The organism is Deinococcus gobiensis I-0 (assembly GCF_000252445.1).
GTDB lineage: Bacteria > Deinococcota > Deinococci > Deinococcales > Deinococcaceae > Deinococcus > Deinococcus gobiensis.
The window spans coordinates 1728071-1744720 of the sequence record NC_017790.1 but is presented as its reverse complement, the minus strand read 5'-3'; the positions used below and the strand labels follow the sequence as shown (position 1 = coordinate 1744720).

The 16650-nt window shown below is 71.7% G+C and carries 18 protein-coding genes and 1 pseudogene; 6 read left to right on the top strand and 13 right to left on the bottom strand.

The window, feature by feature from the left end; genetic code table 11:
* Positions 1 to 60: 60 nt before the first annotated feature.
* Complete coding sequence (locus DGO_RS08195) at positions 61 to 471, top strand: GNAT family N-acetyltransferase (protein WP_014685026.1); 411 nt, start codon at positions 61 to 63, stop codon at positions 469 to 471.
* Positions 472 to 479: 8 nt separating this feature from the next.
* Here the strand turns inward: DGO_RS08195 and DGO_RS08190 are convergent, their stop codons facing one another.
* The 8 genes and pseudogenes from DGO_RS08190 to DGO_RS08155 all read right to left on the bottom strand — a co-directional run bounded on the left by DGO_RS08190 (position 480) and on the right by DGO_RS08155 (position 6850).
* A complete protein-coding gene (locus DGO_RS08190; protein WP_014685025.1) occupies positions 480 to 1046 on the bottom strand; it encodes a class I SAM-dependent methyltransferase in 567 nt (188 codons plus the stop codon).
* Positions 1043 to 1627, bottom strand: coding sequence for a hypothetical protein (locus DGO_RS08185; RefSeq protein WP_043801649.1), 585 nt, complete (start codon positions 1625 to 1627; stop codon positions 1043 to 1045). The genes DGO_RS08190 and DGO_RS08185 overlap by 4 nt, the downstream gene beginning before the upstream one ends.
* Positions 1624 to 2412, bottom strand: coding sequence for an ABC transporter permease (locus DGO_RS08180; RefSeq protein ID WP_014685023.1), 789 nt, complete (start codon positions 2410 to 2412; stop codon positions 1624 to 1626). The genes DGO_RS08185 and DGO_RS08180 overlap by 4 nt, the downstream gene beginning before the upstream one ends.
* Entirely contained in the window at positions 2409 to 3212 is an 804-nt protein-coding gene (locus tag DGO_RS08175; protein WP_043801647.1) for an ABC transporter permease, read from the bottom strand. Before DGO_RS08175 ends, DGO_RS08180 begins: the two co-directional genes overlap by 4 nt.
* Before the next feature lies 1 nt (position 3213).
* Positions 3214 to 4248, bottom strand: a complete 1035-nt coding sequence (locus tag DGO_RS08170; protein WP_050920734.1) for an ABC transporter ATP-binding protein — start codon at positions 4246 to 4248, stop codon at positions 3214 to 3216.
* A gap of 153 nt (positions 4249 to 4401) precedes the next feature.
* Positions 4402 to 4761, bottom strand: a complete 360-nt coding sequence (locus tag DGO_RS08165) for a hypothetical protein (RefSeq protein WP_014685020.1) — start codon at positions 4759 to 4761, stop codon at positions 4402 to 4404.
* 83 nt (positions 4762 to 4844) lie between these two features.
* Positions 4845 to 5681, bottom strand: coding sequence for a hypothetical protein (locus DGO_RS08160; RefSeq protein WP_085961053.1), 837 nt, complete (start codon positions 5679 to 5681; stop codon positions 4845 to 4847).
* A pseudogene (locus DGO_RS08155) lies at positions 5678 to 6850 on the bottom strand (amidase). Before DGO_RS08155 ends, DGO_RS08160 begins: the two are co-directional and overlap by 4 nt.
* Before the next feature lie 46 nt (positions 6851 to 6896).
* On the opposite strand from DGO_RS08155, the gene DGO_RS08150 reads away from it, so the two are divergent.
* A complete protein-coding gene (locus DGO_RS08150) occupies positions 6897 to 7631 on the top strand; it encodes a helical backbone metal receptor (RefSeq protein WP_050920733.1) in 735 nt (244 codons plus the stop codon).
* Between the two features lie 285 nt (positions 7632 to 7916).
* Here DGO_RS08150 and DGO_RS08145 read toward each other — a convergent pair whose 3' ends face one another.
* Complete coding sequence (locus DGO_RS08145) at positions 7917 to 8501, bottom strand: TetR/AcrR family transcriptional regulator (protein WP_014685016.1); 585 nt, start codon at positions 8499 to 8501, stop codon at positions 7917 to 7919.
* A 29-nt stretch (positions 8502 to 8530) separates the two neighbouring features.
* Positions 8531 to 9022 carry an LEA type 2 family protein gene (locus tag DGO_RS08140; RefSeq protein WP_043803529.1) on the bottom strand — a complete coding sequence of 164 codons (492 nt, stop codon included), beginning with the start codon at positions 9020 to 9022 and terminating at the stop codon, positions 8531 to 8533.
* Positions 9023 to 9054: 32 nt separating this feature from the next.
* On the opposite strand from DGO_RS08140, the gene DGO_RS08135 reads away from it, so the two are divergent.
* The 4 genes from DGO_RS08135 to pepF all read left to right on the top strand — a co-directional run bounded on the left by DGO_RS08135 (position 9055) and on the right by pepF (position 14150).
* On the top strand, positions 9055 to 10032 hold the full coding sequence (locus DGO_RS08135; RefSeq protein ID WP_043801644.1) for a hypothetical protein: 978 nt from the start codon (positions 9055 to 9057) through the stop codon (positions 10030 to 10032).
* Positions 10033 to 10089: 57 nt separating this feature from the next.
* Positions 10090 to 10773, top strand: a complete 684-nt coding sequence (locus tag DGO_RS08130; protein ID WP_014685013.1) for an outer membrane lipoprotein carrier protein LolA — start codon at positions 10090 to 10092, stop codon at positions 10771 to 10773.
* A 193-nt stretch (positions 10774 to 10966) separates the two neighbouring features.
* Complete coding sequence (gene argC, locus DGO_RS08125; protein WP_083847250.1) at positions 10967 to 12016, top strand: N-acetyl-gamma-glutamyl-phosphate reductase; 1050 nt, start codon at positions 10967 to 10969, stop codon at positions 12014 to 12016.
* 319 nt (positions 12017 to 12335) lie between these two features.
* A complete protein-coding gene (gene pepF / locus DGO_RS08120; RefSeq protein ID WP_043801640.1) occupies positions 12336 to 14150 on the top strand; it encodes an oligoendopeptidase F in 1815 nt (604 codons plus the stop codon).
* Between the two features lie 358 nt (positions 14151 to 14508).
* On the opposite strand, the gene DGO_RS08115 is transcribed toward pepF, so the two are convergent.
* The 3 genes from DGO_RS08115 to DGO_RS08105 form a co-directional block, all read right to left on the bottom strand.
* A complete protein-coding gene (locus DGO_RS08115; protein WP_014685010.1) occupies positions 14509 to 14970 on the bottom strand; it encodes a YbjN domain-containing protein in 462 nt (153 codons plus the stop codon).
* Between the two features lie 109 nt (positions 14971 to 15079).
* Positions 15080 to 15427 (bottom strand): septal ring lytic transglycosylase RlpA family protein, encoded by a 348-nt coding sequence (locus tag DGO_RS08110; RefSeq protein WP_014685009.1) that lies wholly within the window; start codon positions 15425 to 15427, stop codon positions 15080 to 15082.
* Entirely contained in the window at positions 15427 to 16488 is a 1062-nt protein-coding gene (locus tag DGO_RS08105; protein WP_043801638.1) for a M24 family metallopeptidase, read from the bottom strand. The genes DGO_RS08110 and DGO_RS08105 overlap by 1 nt, the downstream gene beginning before the upstream one ends.
* Positions 16489 to 16650 lie beyond the last annotated feature (162 nt).

The window sequence follows — 16650 nt, the reverse complement described above, 5'->3', positions numbered from 1 at the left end:
TCGGCGGCCCCCTGCCAATTGGCCGATGCTTGGGCAGGGGTTGAGGCTCCAGGCTGGGGCATGGACCTGCGCGCCTCACTGGACGGCATCTCGCCCGCACAACTCGGCGGCTTTTTCGGGGGCTGGCCGAATCCGCCCACGCCAGCCACGCTGTACCGCCTCCTGGCCGGGGCGCCATATCTCGCGCTGGCGGTCGAGGACGGTGAGGTGATCGGCTTCGTGTACGCGATCAGCGACGGCGTGCTGTGTGCTTATATCCCACTGCTGGAGGTGCGGCCAGCGTGGCGGGGCCGGGGCGTCGCCTCGGCGCTCATGCGCTCGCTGCTGGAGGGGCTGGACGGCCTGTACATGGTGGATACGGCCTGCGACGAGGACCTCGTGCCGTTCTACGAGCGTTTCGGTCTGCGGCGCGGCGCGGCGATGGTCCGGCGCGACTACGCCCGTCAGGCGGGCCGGCCGGAGTCGGGGTAGCCCCCGCCCTACAGGTCGCCCACCGGCTTCCGCGCCTCGACGATCAGCGACACGAAGCCCAGCCGCCCGCCCCGGTTGCGGTGGTCCAGGCGCAGCGAGCGGTAGATCGGCCCCGCGTCCAGGTCCCAGGCCTCGGCATGGAACCGGCCCGCCTCGTCGCAGTATTCGAGCAGCCGCACCCCGAAGCCTGCCGAGGCGAACACGTCCGCGAATAGGCGGTGGTCATACACGATCCGGTGGTCGGCGGCCGGGTGGTCGGCCGGGCCGGGGCCGCCGACCTGCACCGTGCGCTGGTAGTCGGGGTCGGGAAAGTGGGCGTCGGGCACCGCGCAGCGCAGCCAGCCGCCGGGCTTGAGGTACTCGAAACACAGGCGGGCGGCCGCGCGGCCCTGGGCTTCGGTCAGGTGCTCCCAGACGTGCTCGCACAGGAAGGCGTCGGCCCGGCGCGCCCCGAACCAGCGCGCGAAACTCGCGGGGTCGCGCAGGTCGAGGTCTTCCCGCCCCGTCGGCACCCAGCCCGGCCAGCGCTGCTCGCCCGCGCCGAGGATGACCTTGAGGGGTGCGGGGCCGGTCATGGTCTCAGCCTCCTCGCCGCCCACTCGGCCCGGCGCGCGGCGGCCGTCTCGCCCGCCCGCGCCCAGAAGGCGGCCTCCAGGGCGGCGAGCGTTTCCGGCGCGGCCCCACGTTCCTTCTGGCGGTAGTCGGTGGCCTCCAGCCGGGCCAGCAGCGAGGCCGTCCCCCCAGCGTGGCGGCGCGCGGCGGCCAGCACGTCCTCCTCGCGGGCGGGCGTCGCGGCCGACACCAGGGCCGCGTAGGCGCGCGACAGCCCCTGCAAGGCCGCTACATCGGGCGCGTACACCCAGGGGCCGTACTCGCCCAGCAGGGCCAGCAGGCCGGTCCATTCCTGCGCCATCACGGCTGTCAGCACTTCGCGGCGCGGCGTGTCGGCGGTCAGCCAGGGCCGCGCCGCGAGCAGGTCGGGGGCCAGATGGGTTTCGCCGCTGTACTCCCCGCCGATCCCCTCGGCGTCGGACGGATAAAACACGTCGCGCAGGTCGGCGATGTGGGCCAGCCGGGCACGCGCCGCCGGGCTCAGGCGCACGCTGCGGGGCCGGGGCTGGCCCAGGGCGGCCCATGCGTGGGCAGGGGCGCTCAACTGCTCGCGCTCGTGTAGCTCGCCACGGCCTTTTTCCAGAACAGGCGCGTGAGCGCGAAAGCGGCGGCGGCCACCAGCGGCGAGGCCAGCGCCAGCCCCAGACTCAGGCCCCCGGTCATGGCCTGAGCGGGCACGGTCGTGATGAAGGCGATGGGCACCACGAAGGTCAGGAAGGCGCGCACCGGCACCGGAAAGGCCGTGACCGGAAACCGCCCCGCACCGAACAGGCCGCTGAACAGCTCCGAGGCGTTCTGGGTCTTGACGAACCAGAAGGCGGTCGTCGAGAGCGCCAGCCAGATGCAGTACACGATCACGGTGGCCGAGAGGTACAGCGCCGCCGCTCCCAGCACGCCGCCGGGCGTGACGTTCAGGCCCGAGGCCGCGTAGACCAGCAGTCCCAGCCCGATGAGCAGGTCGGGCAGCCGCAGCAGGTTCAGGTTGCGCGTGCTCACCCCGAATTGCGCGTCGATGGGCTTGAGGAGCGTGAAGTCCATCGTGCCGGTGCGCACCGCCTCGGCGATCTTGGACATGTTCGGCTGGATCAGCACGCTGATCACGCCCTCGGTGAGCATGAAAAAGCCCGTGACGAGCAGCGCCTCGCGGAAGCTCCAGCCGCCCACGGTGCTCACCTCCGGCTGCCCGAAGACCACCGCCAGCCCCAGCAGCGCCACCCCGACCTCGCCCAGGCTCGCCAGCACCGCGCCCACGAAGTTGGCCCGGTATTCGAGCTGCGCGCTCAGGGTCGCCCCCGTGAAGATCCGGAGGAGCCGCCAGTAGCGCCTCACGCCCCCACCGCCCCGTAGCGGCGCAGGCCCACGCGCCACACCGTCAGGCGCACGGCCCACAGCACGGCCAGCCAGACCAGCAGCACGAGCGCGCCCTGCCCCGCCTGCGCCAGCGTGGCCTTGCCGGCCAGAAGCTGCGCGGGCAGGCCCAGCATGTACGGAAAGGGCGTCCAGACCGCCACGGCCTGCACCCACCCCGGATAGAAGGCCAGCGGCGCGAACATGCCGCCCAGCGCGGCGTAGAACAGCCACATGAGTTCCTGGAAGGACGTGCTGCTCTCGGTCCAGAAGGCGAGCAGGCCGATGGTGTACTCCCACAGGAACCGGCAGCAGAAGCCCAGCGCGGCCAGCCCCAGACCGGCGAGCCAGGTCAGCGGGTCGGCCGAGAACCGCGCCCCCGAGGCCCAGGCCATCAGGGCGACGATGACCAGCATGGGCACGATGCGGATGAGGCGCTCGGAGACGTGCCCCATGAACTGCACCCATATGGGGTCCAGGGGCCGCAGCAGTTTGGGCGACAGCGTGCCGGTGCGGATGTCCACGTCGAGTTCCCAGGCCACCCACACGACCATGAGCTGGCTGACCAGCCACGTCGCGATGAAGTAGGAGGCGAACTCGGCGGGCGCGTAGCCCTGGATCTGCCCGCCCGGCGCGGAGGCCGCCTGCGACATCCACACGAGCATCATGACGATGCTCAAGGTGCCCGACAGCATCCAGATGATGACCTCGGCGCGGTAGGCCGCCATGTCCGCGAACTGGGTGACGAACAGCACGCGGGCCTTGTTCAGGGCGGCGCGCACGCTAGCCACCCCGGACCACCTCCCCGCCGCGCGCGCCCGCCGCCTCCCGGTGCCCGAACAGCTCGGCCATCACGGCCTCGATGGGCGGGTCCTCGACGGTCAGGTCGGCCACGTCCAGTTCGGTCAGCAGCCGGGCGGCGCGCGCACTCACCTCGGCGCGCGGCACGGTCAGCTCGGCGCTCAGGCCCCCCGCCTCGACGACCGTGCCGTAGCGCGCGAGTTCCTCGGCCCCGGCCGGGCGGCGCAGTTGCAGCCGGATGGTCTTGCCGCCCGAGCCGCGCTCGACCAGCCCCGCGAGGTCGCCGTCGAAGACCAGTTCGCCCGCGTCGATGACCAGCACCCGGCGGGCCAGCGCCGTCACGTCGGCCATGTAGTGGCTCGTCAGGATGACGGTGGCGCCGTAACGCTCGTTGTAGTCGCGCACGAACTCGCGCACGGCCTCCTGCATGTTCACGTCCAGGCCGATGGTCGGTTCGTCCAGAAACAGCACGCGCGGGCGGTGAAGCAGCGCGGCGGCGAGTTCGCACTTCATGCGCTCGCCCAGCGAGAGCTTGCGCACCTGCTTGTTCAGGATGCCCGACAACCCCAGCACCTCGGTGAATTCGCTCATGGTGGCGCGGAATTCCCGCTCCGGAATCTCGTAGATGGCCTGGTTGACCAGGAAGGAATCCTGGGCGGGCAGGTCCCACATGAGCTGCTGCTTCTGGCCCATGACCAGCGTGATCTGGCGCAGGAACGCGGTCTCGCGCCGCCGGGGCTCGAAGCCCGCCACCCGCGCCGTGCCGGACGTGGGGTGCAGCAGCCCCGAGAGCATCTTGAGGGTGGTCGTCTTGCCCGCGCCGTTGGGCCCCAGAAAGCCCACCACCTCGCCGGGCGCGAGGTCGAAGGACACGCCGCGCACCGCCTCGACCTCGCGGGTGCGGCGGCGCACGAAGGACTTCAGGCTGCCCACGAAGCCGGGGTCCTTCTCGTGGACGGTATAGCTCTTTTTCAGGTCACGGACGTGGACGGCCGCGTCCGGGGTGGGGATGGTCATAGGGGGCTCCAGGCAGGGTGGGGGCGCGCGCCGGATCGGGGGACGCGGGCATTCAGGGGGGCGGCCAGACGAAATCCCCCACAGCATAGGCAAAGGCGCCCTGTGGGGGATACGCGAAATGGCGGGGAGGTGGGGGCGCGCTCCGGCGGCGCTTCAGGGCGCGGTTTGGCGCAGCGTGATGGGGCTGCTCAGGCCGCCGACCCGCAGGGTCCCGGTAAAGCGGCGGCCGGTGACGCGCCCGCTCAGCAGGGCGTCCGCCTTGAGGCTCAGGCCGCTGACCCCGAGGCCCAGGATGCTGGCGCTCAGTTTCGGGCTCTCGCCGGCCGAAATCTGGGCGGTCAGCTCGGCCCCGACCTCGACCGGCAGCAGCGTGCCCGTCACGCTAAAGCGGTCGCCGCTGCTGCGGTTGTCCAGCGTGCCGCTCAGGCGGTGGCCCACCGGTTCCACCGTGAAGGTCAGGCGGTAGTTCTGCTCGCGCAGCAGCACCCGCGCCGAGCCTTCCCACACCTGCACGGGCTGCGGCTGTGGCTGCGTAGAGGGCGCGCAGGCGGCCAGCCCCAGCAGCAGGCCCAGGACCGGGCCCAGAACGGCGCGCCTCAGGGCTGTTCCTCCCTGGGCAGCGGGTAGGCCTTGCTGTCCGCCACCTGAAGCCGCCCCTCGGGCTGGCCGTAGGTCGAGTTGACCAGGGCGGTGCGGTGGGCGACGTACCACGTCTTCAGGGCGGGCAGCTTCGGGAAGATCTGGGTCGCCAGGACCTTCTCGGCCTCGGCCCCGCGCCCGGCCAGCACCATGTTGGCGAAGTAGCCCCCCAGACGCGGCTTGAGGTCGCCCACGCCCTGCCCGGCCTTCAGGCCGTCGGTCATGGCCCTGAGTTCGCGCGCCGCCGCCTGCGCGGGCACGTAGGCGTACAGGCGGGTGCGGTCGGCCAGCCGCACGCCGTCCCAGCCGAGCACCGTGCTCAGGAAAGGGCTGTCGGCGAAGGACCAGTCGTAGTAGGTCAGCGTGTTGCTGCCCCACACGAATTCCTTCACGCCGTCGCCGTTCAGGTCGCGCCAGTCGCCGGGATCGTCGCCCGCGTCGAAGATCGCCAGATTTTCCAGGCGGCCCGTGTCCTGCGTGAACACGTACATGGTCGTGCAGCAGTGCGCGCCGCCGCTGTAGGCGCTCAGGACGAGCTCGGGTGCGCCGCCGGGCCGGACCGGTTGCAGCTCGGCCTCCACGTTCCAGTCCTTGACGGTCAGGACGGTGCGGCCCGCCTGCTTGACGACCACGGACGAGCCGGTGTCGTCCGACAGGGACATGAGCGGCGTGACCTGCACGGTGTAGGCCCCCCAGGTCAGGGTGCGCGGCAGGCCGAAGGGGTGGGCGTCGTTCTGGGCGTGCGCCGCGCCCAGGGCGGCCAGCAGGGTCAGGGAGAAGAACAGTCGTTTCATCGGGAATCCTCCAGGGTCAGGGCGAGGCCCAGCAGCCGGGCGTCGTCGCCGTGGCGGCCCACGAGCTGCGCGCCGATCCAGGGCGCGGCGGTGGGCAGGGCCAGGGTCGGCGCGCCCAGCAGGCTGAAGGGCGTGGTCAGGCGCAGCACGGCGCGGCGCAGCGGCATGGTCCCGCTTCCCACCTCCACCTCGTCCTGCCCGGCCAGCGGGGGCGGCGTGGGGACGGCAGGGCCAGCAGCACGTCGAACCGCTCCAGCAGGGCGTCCAGCTCCGCGCGGTAGGCGGCGCGCCGGGCGAAGGCCGCCGCGACCTCCGCCGCCTCCAGCGCCGCTCCCTGCCGCAGCGACATGAGCGTGAAGGGCAGGAAGCCGGGGTCCTTCTCCTGCAAGGCCTGGGCGTGGACCTGCGCGGCCTCGCTGAGCACGATGGGCGAGTAGGCGTCGAGCATCTCGGGCAGCGCGACGGGGGAGAGGTGGGCGCCGCGCGCCGCCAGCCCGGCCCCGAAGGCCTCCACGGCCTCGCGCACCGCCGCGTCGGTCCAGCCCTCCGGCTGCCACACGCCGACGCGCACGCCCGCCCAGTCCTGGGGGGTGACCGTCTCGCCGCTCAGGGCCGCGTGCACGCGCGCCACGGTCGCCACGTCGCGCGCCAGCGGCCCGGCGTGGTCGCAGGTCACCGAGAGGGGGAGCACGCCCTCGGTGCTCCAGGCGGGGTGGTCCTTGGTCGGCTTGTAGCCCACCACACCGCACCACGCCGCCGGCACGCGGACGCTGCCCCCGGTGTCGGTGCCCAGCGCGAAGTCGGCCTGCCCCAGCGCCACGCTGACGGCCGCGCCGCTGCTGCTGCCGCCCGGCACGTGGCCCGCCAGGACCGGGTGCTCGGTGCCGCCGTACCCGCCCCCCGCCGGTGATGCCCAGCGCGATCTCGTGCAGGTGGGTCTTGCCCAGGGCCGTGGCGCCCAGCTCCAGCAGCCGGCGCACGAGCACGCTCTCGCCCACCGGCGGCACCGGGGCGCGGGTGCTCGCGCGCAGCGGCCAGCCGGGCACGCCGTACAGGTCCTTCACGCTGAAGGTCAGGCCGTCCAGCGGCCCGCCCGGCGTGCCCCGCAGCGGCTCGGTAGGCACATAGGCCCAGGCCCGCTGCGGATCGTCTGATCGGAGGTCGGTCATGCCCCTACTGTGCCGCATGGGCCGCCGGGCCGCCTAGACTGCGGCCATGTCCCTGCGTCTGGCCTCGCTGGCGTCCAGCAATTCCGACATCCTGGCGGCGCTCGGGCTGGCGGCCCAGGTCGTCGCCGCCGACTCGCACAGCGACGCGCCGGGGCTGGAGGGCGCGCGCCGGCTCGGCCCCGACCTGAACATCGACGTGCCCACGCTCGTGGCCGCGCGTCCCGACCTCGTCCTCGCCAGCCTCAGCGTGCCGGGCATGGAGCGCGTGGTGGCCGAGGTCCGGGCGGCGGGGCTGCCCACCCTGGTCCTCGACCCGGTCACGCTGGAAGACACCTGGGCCGACATCCGGGCCATCGGAGACGCCGCCGGGCAGCCGGCGCGGGCGCAGGCGCTGGTCGCCGATCTGCGCGCCGAACTCGCCGCCCTACGCGCCGACTTTGCCCGGCCGCCGCGCGTACTCGTCGAGTGGTGGCCCCGGCCCATCATCGCGGCGACGCGGGAGTCGTGGGTCACGGAACTGCTCAGTGCCCTCGGCGCGGAAAATGCCCTGGCGGAGCGCCCCGGCCGCAGTGCGCCCCTCATGCTGGACGAGGTGCGCGCCGCGCGGCCCGACCTGATCGTGTGTTCGTGGTGCGGCGCGAAGAAGCTGCGCCCCGAGGTGATCGAGGCGCGGGGATTGGGGGTGCCGGTCGTGTGTGTCCCCGAGAGCGGGCTGGGGCGGCCGGGGCCACGGCTGCTGGAGGGGGCGCGGGCGGTGGCTTCGGCTCTGGCTGGTCTGTGAGATTGGTCTGGCAGGCGTTCGGGTTCTACTTTCCCTCCCCCCAGCCCCCCTCCCGCCGGGCGGGGGGAGCTTTTCGCTGCGCTCGGCAAGAGTTGTCCCGGAAGTCGGCGGCTTTGCACAGCCCTGCGACGTGACGGATAGCCTGGGGGCCAGCCTCAGCCCATCTGGAATGGCCCGCGCGCTGCGCGCACGACGGCCTTCGGGGGGACTTGGGCGGTAGGGTTACGCGGCTGCCCTCAGACTGCTTTGGCTTCTTTTACAAACCACACGCCACAAGCTCCCTTCTCACGCCTGCCCCAGGATCGCCCGGAGGCCGGCCAGGCAGTCCTCGCGGTAGGCGGCGAGGTCGGGGTCGGGGTCGGCCAGGAAGCGCACGCTCAGACCTTCGACCAGGGCCCGGAGCTGCACGGCGCGGCGTTCGGCGCCGGTCTCGCCCGGCAGCCGCGCGAGTTCGAGGTCCAGGCGCAGGGTCCCCGCCAGAAAGTCGCGCTGCACCGCCATGAGCCCCGGGTCGCGGGTGGCCGCCGCCAGGAAGTCGAGCGAGACGGTGGTGAACCTGCGCGTGCTCTCGACGCTGAAAAACTGATTGTCCACGTAGGCGCGCAGCTTGGCGTCGGGGGTATGCGCCTGCCGCAGCGCCCGCCGGGTGGCGACCGCGATGGTGCGGGTAAAGCGGCGCATGACCGCCCCCAGCAGCCCCGCGCGGCTGCCGAAGTGGTACACGAGCGTGCCCCGGCTCACCCCGGCGTGCCCGGCGATGTCGGCCAGCGTCACCCCGGCGAAGCCCCGCTCGTACAGCGCGAGGTACGCCGCCTTTTCCAGTGCCGCGCGCCGCGCGCGGTCCTGGATGGGGTTGACAGTACGGGCCATTCGGGCAGGATACCGCGCGGCCCCGCTCCTCAGAAGGGCAGGATGGCCGCCTGCTTCCAGACCCCCTGGCTCAGGGTGAACGGCCCGAAGGTGGGCCGACCCAGCACCCCCAGGTCGGCGGTGAAGGCCCCGTCGAGGCGGTAGCTCACCTCCTGGCCGCGCGCCACCCGCAGGAAGGTGGCGGCGGTGTTCAGCGTGACCGGCAGGCGCAGTTCGGCACTCTGGCGCGCCTCGCCGCCGGCCGGCAGGTTCACGTCGGGCAGGTTCACGTCGCCTACGCCCTGCCCGTCCACGACCAGCGTTCCGGCGATGTTCGCCAGGCGCACCGGCACCGGGTTGGGGTTGCCTACCCGCAGCGTCAGCGTGACCCCCGCGTAGGCCGGGGCCGCGCCGCTCGGCAGCGACAGGCTGCTCAGGCGGATGCCCTCGACCTGCACGGTGGGCACCTGCACCGGCCCCCGGCCCGGCGCGCAGCCGACGAGAAGCAGGGCGGGGGCCAGCAGCAGGGGCAGGGGGCGCATGGCGTGCAGCATAACCGGCTACCCTGGGCCGCATGTCACCTCGCCTGCCGCCCGCCCTGCTCGCTCCCCTGGTCCTCGCGTGCGCGCCCGCCGCCCACGCGGCCAGCCTCGACTTCAGCGTGGCGTACCCGCTGAGCGCGCGGGCGGGTGTCTCGGACCTGCGCCTGCTGGGCGGCACGGTCGGGGCCGGACTGTCCAACCGGGGCGCGGACCTGAGCTACGCGCGTGGCCTCGCCCTGCCCCCCCTGGGCGCGGCGTCGGCCGAACTGCGCGCGGCGCTCGCCTGGAGCGGCGGCGTGCGCCTGGGGGCCACGGCGACGGGCACCGCCGGGCCGGTCGCCCTGAACCTGGGGCTGGCCGGCTGGACGGCCGCCGCCACGACCCTCGACCCCCTGGCCGCCTGGACGCTGGCCCCCACCGACCTGCGGGACCGGGGTCTGAGTGCCGACCTGGGCGCGCGTTACCGCCTGAACCGCGCGCTGGTCGTGACCGCCGACGGGCAGCTCGGCGCGCAGCCGCAGCTCGCGCTCGGGGTCGAAAACCGCCGCGACCTGACCCGGACCCTGCCCCCCGCCGAGGGCGACGACCCCGCCGCCCCTCCCGAGACCGAGACGACCGGCACCCTCACCCTGCGCGGCGGCGTGCGCGCGGGCACCGAGGTCCTGGGCCTCACGGCGGGCGTGGCCTACGCGACCCCGGCGGGCACGGTGCTCGCCCTGGACGCCCAGGCCGGTCCGGCGCGCGGTGGGCGGGCGGGCCTGGGGCTGGTCGCCAGCGTCACCGCTCCCGACCTGCTGGGCGAAGGCAGCCGCGTGCAGGCCTACGCCGCCTACGAACCGTGGCGGATCAGCGCCGCGCCGCTGCGGGTGGGGGCGCAGGCCTCGTTGCCCCTCGGTCCCGGCACCGCGACCCTGGACCTGCGCGGCGGGCAAGACGCCGGCGGCGTGGCCGGCTTCGGCGTCCGTGTGGGCTACCAGTGGCCGCTGGGAGGCGGCAGCGAGGGCGAATGAGCCGGGACGCCGGGCGGCCCTGTCTCAAGCCGACATCAGCCGCCCGGCCGCCTTCTCATGAGAGCCGGCGCGATACTGCGCGGCGTGAAGACGCTGCTTCCCCTGACCCTGATCCTCTCGCTGGCCGGCGTCGCGGGTGCCCAGAGCGCCCAGGACATCCTGACCCGCGTGGACAATGCCCAGAAGACCGCCAAGGACGTTTCCTTCCGCATCAGCGGCACCGCCGCCCTCGAATCGGCCGCCCAGAAGGTGGATTTCACCGTACGCGCCATCCCGGCCCAGAACCTCGCCCGGCTCCAGTTCGCCGCTCCCGACGCGCTGGCCGACAACATCGTCGTGGCCGACAAGAACGAGGTGCGCCAGTACCTTTTCCTGACCAATCAGGTCACGGTGACCCCCCTGAGCAAAGCCTCGCAGGGCGCGGGCCTGGGTGGGCTGGACTTCACGCAGTTCAGCAACACGGCCTCGCTCCTCAAGGGCTACGACGTCAAGCTGCTGGGCACGAGCGGCGCGGCCGGCAGCCGGGTCTACCAGCTCGAAGCCACCCCCCGCAGCGGCAGTACCGACCGCACCCGCGTGTGGATCACCGAGGCCGGCTGGCGCCCCACCCGCGTGCAGCTCGTGAGCACGGCCGGCAAGACGGTCGCCGACCTGACCATCAGCGCCTACAAGACCAATTCGGGCCTGAGCGCCGCGACCCTGCGCAACCTGCCCAAGGACGCCCAGGTCATCCGGCAGTAGAGTCCGCCGCGCCCCGAGTGCCGTGTGGGTAGACGGTCCTCGGATGCTTTCCCGGAGGGTCCGGAATCGGCAGCACCCTTCCTCCAAGACCTCCTGAACTTTTCAAATGGCTTGCCGAATTGGCAGGCCATTTTCATTTGACAGTTACACAATACCTTTCCAGTCCTGCCCGGTTCGTGCTTTCCTGGGCAGGATGACTCCTTCCGAACGTCTCAGCGTCGCCATCGTGGGCGGCAGCGGCTATGCGGGCGGCGAGTTCCTGCGCCTCGCCCTGGGCCATCCCCACCTCGAAGTCACCCAGGTCACGAGCGAGCGCTCGGCCGGGCTGCCCGTCTCGATGGTGCACCCCAACCTGCGCGGGCGAACCAACCTCAAGTTCCGCAAGGCCGCCGAGCTGGACGCCGCCGACATCGTCGTGCTGGCGCTGCCCCACAACTCGGCCGCCAAGCGCATCGCGGAATTCACCGAAAAGGGCCGCATCGTCGTGGACCTCAGCGCCGACTTCCGCCTCAAGGACCCGGAGGTCTACCGCGCGACCTACGGCGAGGACCACCCCGCGCCCGACCAGCTGGGCGACTGGGTGTACGGCAACCCCGAGCTGCACCGCGAGGACCTGCGCGGCGCGACCCGTATCGCCTGCGCGGGCTGCTTCGCCACCAGTGTGATCCTGGCGCTGTACCCGCTCCTCAAGCTGGGCGTGCTGCTGCCCAAGGACATCATCGCCACCGGGCTGGTCGGCAGCAGCGCGGCCGGGGCCAGTGCGAGCGAGGCCTCGCACCATCCCGAGCGCGCGGGTAGCCTGCGCGTCTACAAGCCGGTGGGCCACCGCCACACCGCCGAGGCCAGCCAGGAACTGCCGGGCAACTTCCCCCTGCACCTGACGGCCATCAGCACGCCCCGCGTGCGCGGCATCCTGACCACGGCCCAGGCCTGGCTGCCCGACGGCTACAGCGAGCGCGACATCTGGAGCGCTTACCGCGAGGTCTACGCCGCCGAACCCTTCGTGCGCATCGTGAAGGCGGCGCGCGGCATCCACCGCTACCCCGACCCCATGCTGCTCGACGGCACGAACTACTGCGACATCGGCTTCGAACTCGATACCGAGACCGGCCGCGTCGTCCTGATGAGCGCCATCGACAACCTGGTCAAGGGCACGGCCGGGCACGCCATCCAGTCGCTGAACATCGCCTGCGGCTGGGAGGAAACGGCGGGCCTGGACTTCGCGGGCCTGCACCCGGCGTAAGACGGTAGGGGGAAGTGGAGCGTAGGGAATCGAGAGCAGCCCACGACCTCACCGCTCAAGTCCCCACGAAGGCCGTCGTGCGCGCAGCGCGCGGGCCATTCCAGATGGGCGGAGGCTGGCCCCGAGCCTGAGCCGTCACGTCGCAAGGTCGTGTAGCCCCGCCAACGTCCGGAACGACTCTTGCCGAGCCGAGCGCAGCGAAAAGCTCCCCCCTCCCGCTGGGAGGGGGGCTGGGGGGGAGGGAAAGTAGAACTGACCCGCCTTGTCTCCCCAAGAAACTTCACCGCCCCTCACCGCCCCAGGTGCTAGCCTGCCGCGCATGACCAACCAAAAGGTGGCGTTGCCCGCCCGCGCCGACGCGCCGCGCGAGCAGACCTGGGACATCGAGGCCCTCTACCCCAGCGTGCAGGCCTGGGAAGCCGAGGCCCAGGCCCTGCCCGCCGCCATCGACGCCCTGGCCGCCTACGCGGGCACGCTGGGGGGCAGCCCCGAGGCCCTGCTGCTGTACCTCAAGGTCAGCGACGACCTCGAACTGCGGCTGGCCCGCTTCTTCTCGTACGCCAGCATGGGCGCGAGCGTGGACGGCCGCGACGCCGAGGCCGCCGCCCGCCGTGACCGCGCCAGCACCGTCAGTGCCCGCTACGGCAGCGTCTCGGCCTTCGTGAAGCCCGAGCTTCTGGCGCTCGACGAGGCTAAGTTGCGCGGCTGGCTCGACACCCCCGAGTTCCGCGACCACAGGGTGCGTCTGGAGCGTGTATTGCGCGGCAAGGCCCATGTCCGCTCGGCCGAGGTCGAGGAACTGCTCGGCGCGGTGCAGGCCCCCTTCGCCAGCGAGCGCGGCATCCATCCGGCGCTCGCCAACATGGACCTGCGCTTCGGGACGGCGGGCGGCGAGGCCGTGACCCAGGGCAACGTGGACCGCCTGACCTCCGCCCCCGAGCGTGAGGTGCGCCGCGAGGCCTGGGAAAACTACGCCGACGCCCACCTCGCCGTGCGGCACTCGCAGGCCGCGATGTACGCGACCAACGTGCGCCAGAACGTCTTCCTGGCCCGCGCCCGGAACTACCCCGACGCCATTACGGCGACGCTGGCCCCCGACCGCATTCCCACCGAGGTCGTGACCACGCTGCTCGATACCTACCGCGCCAACACGCCGACCTGGCACCGCTACTGGCGCGTGCGCCGCGAGTGGCTGGGCCTGAGCGAACTGCGCGAGTACGACGTGAAGGCCGCCCTGGTCCCCCCCCGCGAGGTGAGCTACGCCCAGGCCGTGGGGTGGATCGAAGGCGGAATGGCCCCGCTGGGCGAGGACTACGTGCGCGACATGGTCTCGGGCCTGACCACCGAGCGCTGGGTGGACTACGCCGAGAACGAGGGCAAGCGTCAGGGTGCCTACAGCAACGGCGGCGGCCGGGTCAAGCCGTACATCTTCATGACCTGGAACGGCACGGTGGGCAGCTACAGCACCCTGGCCCACGAGATCGGCCACTCTATGCACTCGCTCCTGAGCACCCGCGAGCACCCCTACAGCGTGCCGCGTTACACGCTGTTCCACGCCGAGGTCGCCAGCAACTTCAACCAGGCGATGGTGCGCCGCCACCTCATGCAGGAGGCCCGCGCCGCCGGCGACGTGGACTTCGAGGTGGCCCTGATCGAGGAAGCGCTGGGCAACTTCCACCGCTACTTCTTCATCATGCCCACGCTGGCCGCCTTCGAGCTGGAGGCCTACCGCCGCGTCGAGGCGGGCGGCACCCTCTCGGCCCCCGACCTCATCACCCTGACGGCCGACCTGCTCTCGCAGGGCTACGGCGACGGCGTGACGATGGACCGCGAGCGCAGCGGCATCCTCTGGGCGCAGTTCTCCACGCACCTGTACGCCAACTTCTACGCCTACCAGTACGCGACCGGCATCAGTGCGGCGCATCAGCTTCTCGAACAGTTCACGGCCGCGCCCGACACCGCCCGCGAGACCTACCTGCGTTTCCTGAAGTCCGGCGGCAGCCTCGATCCTATCGAAGCGCTGCGCGAGGCCGGCGTGGATATGCTCTCGCCCGAGCCGGTGCAGGCGACCTTCCGTACCCTGGCGGGCTACGTGGACCGCCTCGAAGAGCTGCTGCTGAAGCGCAAGAACTGAAGGCGGGGGCGTTTACCGCAGGGTGAACCGGGGCGAGTGAGTTCCCGAAAAATAGATGGCACACCGGCAATGGGGAAGGGCCGGTGTGCCGTTTGCAGGCTGGGCCATTTGTAGGCCAGTCCTTGTACGGACGCGGCGTGACATTCCCGATCACCTGGTCGTCTTCCTCAAAGGCCATCAGCTATGTGCTTCCTAGATTCAAAAGACCGGGCCGCCGACCCGTGTCAGGCAGACTTGAAAAAAGGGAGAGACATATCTTACAGGCGAGAAAAGAGAATCAAAAATTCACGAACTAGCCTAATCGTGAAACTATTCACTTATAGATATCAGTAAAAGGGGGCCGAAACCCCCTCTCCGTTCAGGCCTGGGGCTGCTGGAGCTGCGGGCCGGGCACGTAGCCTTCGAGGGTGGCGTAGTCGTCCTGGAAGTGCATCAGCACACCGCCGAACAGCGTGTCGAAGGTTTCCTGGGGCATCTCGGCCAGGGTGGGGTAGAAGCCCACGTACTCCAGCCAGACGTTGCCGTCGGTGTCGATGCTGCGGGCGAAGGCGCGCTCGCGGTTACGGTCGTTGAGCATCATGGCCACTTCGTTGCGGCGGTCCACGTACTGCTTCTGGGTCACGCAGGTGATTTCCAGGCGGCTGGTGTTGTTCGGGCCGTCGTTGACCGACACCAGCACGGCGGCGTCGCCCATTTCGAAGCGCCACCCCATGCGGATGAAGCGCTGGCCGTTGTTCTCTTCCATATCCAGCTGGACTTCCTTTTCCTTCAGGTACTTGGCCAGCGTGTCCAGCGTCAGCAGTGCAGTTTCCATCGTCATCTAGAACTTCCTCCTCGGTGGGGCAAGACACACCAGTGCAATCGACTTTGTGGCTGAAACCCGAACGATTCTACCACCCCCGGCCTGATCGCCGGGCGGCGACCTGCCTTCAGCGCCGCCGGATCACCGTGACCGTGACCGGCGCGACCCCCTGGTGCGTGATGCCCAGGCGCGCGGCCGCCGTACGCGACAGGTCGATCACGCGCCGGCTGTTGCCGAAGGGTCCCCGGTCGTTGATCTTCACGACCACGCTGCGCCCCGTCGTGCGGTGGGTGACGCGTACCCAGGTCCCGAAGGGCAGCGTGCGGTGCGCGGCCGTCATGCGCGTGGCGCGGTCGTAGCGCCCGCCGTAGTACACCGCCTGGCCGTGCTGGCGGTAGCTCGCGGCGTCGGCGACCGGGGCCGCGCCCAGCACCAGCGTCAGGCCCAGCAGGGCCTTCTTCAGCAGCTCCTTCATCACAGCTCCTCGATGGGCGAACGGCTCAGCACTTCGTGGCCGTCCTCGGTCACGAGCAGCAGGTCCTCGATGCGCACGCCGCCCAGCCCCGGTACATACGCCCCCGGCTCGATGGTGACGAGCATGCCCGCTTCCAGCACGTCCTCGCTCGTCCCGCGCAGGCCGGGGCGCTCGTGGACCTCCAGGCCCACGCCGTGCCCCAGCGAGTGGGCGAACGCCTCGCCCAGCCCGTGCGCGGTCAGGATGTCGCGCGCCACTGCGTCGAGGTCGGCGGCCCGCACGCCCGGTTTCACGGCGGCGACGGCGGCCTGCTCGGCCTCGTACACCGCGCGGTAGATGCGGCGCATCTCCTCGCCGGGCGTGCCCACCGCCACCGTGCGCGTCATATCGCTGTGGTAGCCGCCCAGGCGCGCGCCCATGTCCACCGTCACGAGGTCGCCGTCCTCGATCACGCGCCCCGAGGCGTGCCCGTGCGGCAGCGCCCCGCGCGGCCCGCTCGCCACGATGATCCCGAAGGCGCTCTCGGCGCCGGCCCGCAGCAGCCGCGACTCGATCTCGTAGGCCACGTCCTGCTCGGTCACGCCGGCACGGATCAGGGGGCGCACCTCCCCGAACACGCGGTCGGCCAGCGCCTGCGCCTCACGGATCTGCCGGATCTCCCCGGGCGACTTCACGGCGCGCAGCTCCTGTACCACGCCGCGCAGCGGCACGAGGGTCACGCCGGGCCACGCGGCCTGGAGGTCTTCGAGGCCCGCCACCGTCAGGCTCTCGGCCTCGAAGCCCACGCGCAGGCCCTCCAGCCCCGGCGCGGCGTGGTCGTAGGTCGCGGGCGGCCGGGCGATGAAGGCCGGCAGCGGCGACTCCTGCTCGGCCTGCACGGTGTACCGGGCGTCGGTGTACAGGGTCGCGCCCTGCCGGGTCACGAGCACCTTGCCGTCGGCCGGGCTGGTGAAGCCGCTGAGCGAGCGCACGTTCGCGGGGTCGCTGACCCACAGGGCGTCCACCCCGGCCCGGTCCAGCTCGCGGCGCAGGGCGTCCAGTCTGTTTTCTGGTCCAGTCATAACGGGCAGGCTAACACGGGCCGCCGGACGTCCCGGCCCACGCCGGACCGCGTCTGTCCCCAGTTCAGGGACAAGACCCGCGCCCGGAACTTGTGCGTCTATACTCATTTACCGGGACAAAGCAACAGGCCGCCCCCGAGTGGGGGAAGCCACTACCCAAGG